The following is a 6,886-nucleotide window of genomic DNA, read 5'->3' as shown; positions in this document are numbered from 1 at the left end:
TGAATTGGTAGCGGCAATAGAGGTAATGGTTGACCTTGAGAATAAGCATTGTACAGTGCTTGTAACTCCTGGACAAACACACCCATTGACCAGCCATCACTGACAACGTGGTGCATACACACTACTAACCACTGTTCTGTCTCGGACAGTATCAGTAATGTCGCTCTGATTAATGCATCCGACGCTAAGTCAAAAGGAAGAAGCGCTTGTTGTTGCACTAATTTGTGTACAGTGATTTCTTGTTCGCTTACTGGTAGATGTTGCAAGTTAACAACTGCAACTGACCAATTTGTTGGAGTTTGAATAATTTGAGTTGGTTTTCCATCAACAGTAACAAAGTTAGTACGTAATGCTTCGTGGCGATAAATAATTTCAATTAAGCTTTGTTCCAAGGCGGCAAAATTAAGAGATCCGACTAAGCGCAACCCGAAGGGGATGTTGTATGAAGCACTGTTCGGCTCCAACTGGTCTAAAAACCACAACCGTTGTTGAGCATAAGACAGTGGTAAGTTTGCATTCTCTACCCGCTTTGAGATGGGTAGTGCTGACAGTTCTATATCTTGCTGCTGTAATTGCTGAATCAATAGCGCTAATTGGGCAATTGTTGGTGCTGCAAATAATGAACGCAATGGCAGTTCTACTTTCAAGCTGCTACGCACACGGGACACCAGTTGGGTTGCGAGTAGGGAATGTCCTCCTAGTTCAAAGAAGTTGTCATATCTGCCTACAAGCTCTACTTTTAGAACTTGTTGCCAAATCAGTGCCAGGATTTCTTCGATGGGAGTGCGCGGAGCTACGTATTTATCTCTTGATTCACTACTTGGCTCTGGTGCTGGTAGAGCGCGACGATCTATTTTGCCGTTGGGGGTTACGGGTAAAGATTCTAAGAGAACGATCGCACTTGGTACCATGTATTCTGGTAGCCTTTCTTTGAGGAAGCTACGCAGTTCTTGAACTGTGGGTGTCTGCTCTGGTTGCAGTACGATGTAGGCTACTAGGCGCTTGTCACCCCTGTTATCTTCACGGGCTATGACACATGATGCTTGCACGTGGGGATGTTGGCTTAGTGCTGCTTCGATTTCTCCCAACTCAATGCGGAATCCCCGAATTTTTACTTGGTTGTCGATGCGTCCCAAGTATTCGATATTGCCATCTGGTAAATAACGTGCTAAGTCCCCTGTTTTATACAACTTTGAATTTTGAATTTTGAATTTTGAATTGTTGAAAGGGTTGGGGATGAATTTCTCTTGTGTTAACTCGCTGCGGTTGAGATAGCCTCGCGCTAATCCTGCACCACCAATGTGCAGTTCTCCTGGTACACCCACAGGTACTGGTTGTAAGTTTTGGTCAAGTATGTATATCTGAGTATTGTCTATTGGACGACCGATGGAAGTTTTTTGATCTAGTGGAGTGCATTTGGCGATCGCTGCACAAACACTGGCTTCTGTCGGGCCGTAGGCGTTGAAAAAGTTTCTGCCTTTTGACCATTGTCGCATCAGTTCAACAGGACAGGCTTCTCCTGCGACAATGATTGTTTGCAATGTTGGCAGTTCTTCTACTGGCAGGACTGCTAGGGCTGATGGTGGTAGGGTGACATGGGTAATGCCATAATCGCGTAATCGCTCAATTAAAGGCATACCCGGCATCAAAGAGTCTTTTGTTCCTAAGTAAAGTCTTGCCCCCGATCCCAAAGCCATCAAGATTTCTGATATGCAAGCATCAAAACTGAAGGAGGCAAACTGGAGAACTCGACTATCACCATCCAAGCCGAAAGCCTGAATTTGAGCTTGAGCTAGATTGCACAATCCACTATGCTCAATCATTACCCCTTTGGGTTTGCCTGTGGAGCCGGATGTGTAAATCACATTCGCAAGATGAGTAGGCGTTACTACCTCAATCGGGTTATTCTGTTTGTTTTGCAGAATTTCTGACCAGACTTCATCTAAACAAATCAGTTTTCCCTGATACTGGGGTAGTCGATCCAGGAGTCGCTGTTGACTGAGTAATACTGGAACTTGAGCATCTTCAAGCATGAACTTAAGACGGTCTTGGGGATATTCTGGGTCAAGTGGTACGTAAGCTCCACCCGCTTTGAGAATGCCCAACAGTCCCACCAGCATCTCTAAAGAACGCTCCACACATATCCCCACCAGCACGTCGGCTCCGACTCCATTAGACCGCAAATAATGCGCCAACTGGTTAGCACGACAATTCAACTCGTGGTACGTCAATTGTTGATTCTCAAACACCACTGCCACAGCTTCGGGTGTCCTCAAAGACTGCTCCTCAAATAACTGATGAATACATTTATCGAAGGCGTAGTCTACTTGAGTATCATTCCACTCGATTAATAACTGTCGTTCCTCAGATTGTGTGAGCATTGGTAATTGGTCAATTCGTTGCTGGGGATTTGCCACAATTGCTGAAAGCATTGTTACAAAATGCCCCATCATCCGCGCGATTGTGCTGTCATCAAATAAGTCAGTGTTGTAATTCCATGTACCTTTGAGTGAGTCTGTCCCCTCAAGAATGGTTAAGGTTAAATCAAAGGCGGCTCCTTTAGACTCTGGAATTATTGATTCCAAAATCAAACCATCCATATCCATCAGGTGAGAGCGATCGCAGACGAAGGCTACCTGATAGAGTGGCGAAAAACTGGGGTTGCGGACAGGTTGCAGTTGCTCTAGCAGCAGGGAAAAGGGATAATCTTGATGGTCTTGGGCATTTAATACACAAGAGTGCGATCGCTCCAGCAACTCTTTAAAAGTCGGTTTTCCTGAAAGGTCTCCTCGCAAGACCACAGGATTAGTAAAGTGACCCACAATATTTTCAAATTCTGAACGGCTCCGATTCTCCATTGGAGAGCCAATTAAAATATCTTCTTGATTGGTATAACGTAGTAATAGTATTTGTAATGCTGTTAATAAAAGGATATACAGAGACGCACCTTCTCTAGTTGCCAATTCTGTGAGCAATTGCCGCAGTTCTTGTTCAATAGTAAAAAAGCGGGAAGCGCCGTTATAGGTTTGGATTTGAGGTCTTGGTCGATCTGTTGGCAAATTTAGCAATGGCAACTCACCAGATAGCTGTTGCTGCCAGTAAGTCAACAAACTTTCTCCATCTGAACTAGCGAGCATTTGCTCTGACCACTTGACGTAATCTTGATATTGATAGTTTTGTGCTGATAGTTGGGCTGCTTCACCTTTTGCGTAGGCGTAGCCCGTCGTAGACATCGCTTTATACAAGGCGCAAAGTTCACTGATCATAATTTCTAAAGAACAGAAATCTCCCACTATCTGATGTAGCGTGATTAAGAGAATATGTTCTTTTGTTGCTAATTTATCAGTTTTAATGTGGTTAATTAATAAATCAAAGCGCAATATCGGGCCTTGTTCTAAGTCGAAGGGGCGATCGCTTTTTTCTGAGAGCCAGTTGTTTACATCATCTTGGCTAAGGGCGAAAGCGTCTTGGATGCTAAAGTCAACTTGCTGATTTTTGTGAACTCTTTGCACTGGTTCGCCGTCAATGATTGCAAAGGTAGTCCTTAAAACTGGATGCCTTTCAAATAAAGCTTGTGCTGCTTGCTTTAGGGCAGCAATATCTAAATTTGTAACTAATTTTGCTGCATATGTAACGTTGTAAGCAGTACTGCTGGGTGCTAATTGATATGAAAACCAAAGTGCCTTTTGACCGTGAGATAAGGGATAATTTGTAACCTGCTCGGTACTCTGGGATAAAATTTGGATAATTTCTGCTTCAGATTGCTTAATTTTCCCCAATAACTCAGGAGTCAGTGAATGATTAGGCGCTCGATAGCGCAGTTTGTCTCCATCAACCCACAGTTCAACATTATTTGCTAAAAGATTTTCTAGAAGCTCTATTAAATTCATAATTTTACTCTAATCAATGCTAATTTTAATAAATTAATAATTTATTGTAAAGCTACCTTAAATTACTACAGTTTTAGCTAAAGACAAAGTTAACTTAGCTATAAGTTTTAACAATTATTACTATCAAAAATTTGCTTCTCAAATCGGATATTTTGCTAGGTTTAAAGTAATGTTTACATCATTTTACATCAATTGAGTTTATTTATTTAAATTTGTACTTTTTACTTGTATTTGTGAATTATCTCACCTTAGCCAACAAAATACAATACCAAATTAAGACAGTTAAGCAGACAGTTAAGACAGTTAAGACAGTTAAGACAGTTAAGACGTATCCGCTCGGTAAATTGGGATAAAAACAAAAAATCAAAATGTAAATTGGTATATACTGCGTTATAGAATATGACAGATGGCGCAAAAATTATCTGCTGAAAAACTTATTAACTGCTGTCGATTATAGACACCAAGAAGATTGCAGCAAATGATTCAATGCGTCAGTTAATACAAATATTGAGTTCAATAATACTTTCACAAGCATATTTACCGAGTTGTGTGAGAAAGCTTATCAAGAAAGGCAGAGGGCAGAAGGCAGAAGGGAATTCTGATTCCTGCTCTCTGCCCGTGAACGTAGCGAACTTGCGGTTTAAGACCCCCACCAAATTTTTAATTTGGTGGCTCCTATTCAGGCGGGGTCTGAATCCCCTTCGGAATAGAACCTTCTGCCTTCTGCCCTCTGCCTTCTGCCTTTTTCAACATTCTCCAAAATCCCAACAATTGCACTAGGTCAATTTCCTACTTTATTTATAGCTACAATGCTTATTTAGAAAGGAATTGACCCTTAACGTTACTTCCATATAACTAGCTTAATTATTAGTAAAATCTTAGTTTAGTTTCAGAATATGCCAACCCAAGTTGTTCAAACTCAACCTTCAACAAATGCTTTTTTAGGTTTTATTCAATTTTGGAAAGACGTAAAAGCAGTCGCGCAACCTTACTGGTATCCAAACGAGCCAGGAAACAGAGCATTCTCAGACGTGATTCGCTCATGGGGAATGCTCGTTCTCTTGATTTTATTAATAATTGCACTTGTAAGCGCAAATGTTTTTAACAGCTTTATTACTCGCTATTTACTCGATGTCATCATTCAAGAGAAGGACATCTCTAAGTTTTATGATACTTTACTGCTTTTTGGTTCAGCTCTAGTATTGGTAACTCTCTTGGTAGGGTTCTCCAAACTAGTGAGAAAAAAAATTGCTCTTGATTGGTATCAATGGCTAAATAATAAGATTTTATCAAAATATTTAAACAATCGAGCTTATTACAAAATTAACTTTAAATCTAATATTGATAATCCAGATCAACGTTTATCTCAAGAAGTCGAACCCATTGCAAACAATGCTTTAAGTTTTTCAGCTACTCTCTTAGAAAAAATACTGGAGATGACAGCTTTTTTGTTAGTTCTCTGGTCAATATCTCAGACTGTTGCACTAATTTTGGTTACTTATACAGTTATAGGTAATTTGATTGCTGTTTACTTAACCCAAGAATTAAATAAAATTAATCGAGAAGAACTCGAAGCGAAAGCTGACTACACCTATTGTCTAACTCACTTTCGCACTCATGCTGAATCAGTAGCTTTTTTTCGAGGAGAGAAGCAAGAATTAAATATTATTGTCCGGCGATTTAGTAATTTGATAGAAAATGCTAAACGCAAAATTGATTGGGAGAGGAATAATGAGATTTTTAATAGAGGTTATCAGGCTGTAATTCAAATATTTCCATATATAGTATTTGGTCCTTTACAGATTAAAGGTGAAATTGATTTTGGAGAACTTAGCCAAGCGTCTACATGTTGCTATTTTTTCGCTAATGCTTTGGGTGAGTTAATTAATGAATTTGGGAATTCTGGAAGATTTTCTAGCTATGTTGAACGGTTATCTGAATTTTCCGATGCGTTAGAAGCTGTTACTAAAAAACCAGAAGATGTAAGTACTATAAAAACAATAGAAGAAAATCAGATCGTTTTTGAGAATGTAACTTTACAAACACCCGACTATCAACAGGTGATTGTTGAAGATTTGTCACTGTCTGTCAAAGCAGGAGAAGGTTTATTGATTGTTGGGCCGAGTGGTCGAGGTAAAAGTTCTCTACTAAGAGCGATCGCTGGTTTATGGAATGCGGGTACTGGTCGTTTGGTAAGACCTCCCCTGGAAGAAGTTTTATTCTTACCCCAACGTCCTTATATCATCTTGGGAACTTTGCGTGAACAATTGCTCTATCCTAATACCAGTCGTCAAATTACTGACGCAGAACTCAAAGAAATTTTGCAACAAGTAAACCTGCAAAACTTGCTCAGTCGAGTCGAAGGCTTCGATACAGAAGTTCCTTGGGAGAACATATTATCGCTGGGAGAACAACAACGCCTTGCCTTTGCACGACTGTTAGTTACCCGTCCTAGCTTTACTATCTTAGATGAAGCAACGAGTGCTTTGGATTTGAATAATGAAGGAAGTTTATATCAACAGCTACAATCAACGAAAACAACATTTATCAGTGTCGGGCATCGGGAAAGCCTGTTTGATTATCATCAATGGGTTTTGGAACTTGCACAAGATTCCAGTTGGCAACTTGTGACTGTTCAGGATTATCGAAGTCAAAAAACAATAAAGATTCAAAGCACGCCTTATAATGAGTCGCAAAATCAATCACAAATATTGACAGAAACAATCACAAGTGAAAAGCTTTCTCATAAGGAAATAAGTGAATTAACTAATTATTCCATTAGCACTATCAGAAGTAAGGCAAGCAAAGGAGATTTTATTATTACTAGGGACGGCTTGACGTACCGCTATGACAAGAACCCAAATGTACTGAAATGGCTGAAAGTTTAGCGGTTTGACAATTTTAGAGTTTAGGTCACACCTAGGGTGTTGACTTTGGGTGTTTTGAGGTGATATTTCTTCATACATAATATATGGCTCAAAATCTCCTCAAAAAAT

2 protein-coding genes are annotated in these 6,886 nt (G+C 40.0%); one reads left to right on the top strand and one right to left on the bottom strand.

The window, feature by feature from the left end:
- On the bottom strand, nt 1-3,890 hold a 3,890-nt coding region (locus tag CDG77_RS32640; protein WP_143857141.1), incomplete at its 3' end, for a non-ribosomal peptide synthetase.
- Nucleotides 3,891-4,786: 896 nt separating this feature from the next.
- Between CDG77_RS32640 and CDG77_RS32635 the strand changes: the two genes are divergently transcribed.
- Nucleotides 4,787-6,778 carry an ABC transporter ATP-binding protein/permease gene (locus CDG77_RS32635; RefSeq protein ID WP_094333344.1) on the top strand — a complete coding sequence of 664 codons (1,992 nt, stop codon included), beginning with the start codon at nt 4,787-4,789 and terminating at the stop codon, nt 6,776-6,778.
- Nucleotides 6,779-6,886 lie beyond the last annotated feature (108 nt).

Source organism: Nostoc sp. 'Peltigera membranacea cyanobiont' 213 (genome assembly GCF_002245975.1).
Classification (GTDB): Bacteria; Cyanobacteriota; Cyanobacteriia; order Cyanobacteriales; family Nostocaceae; genus Nostoc.
This window is presented reverse-complemented; position numbering and strand designations above follow the sequence as displayed.

What these genes read in the sequence shown, in the direction of transcription:
- CDG77_RS32635 (WP_094333344.1), top strand. Translation starts at nt 4,787, where the DNA reads ATGCCAACCCAAGTTGTTCAAACTCAACCTTCAACAAATGCTTTTTTA.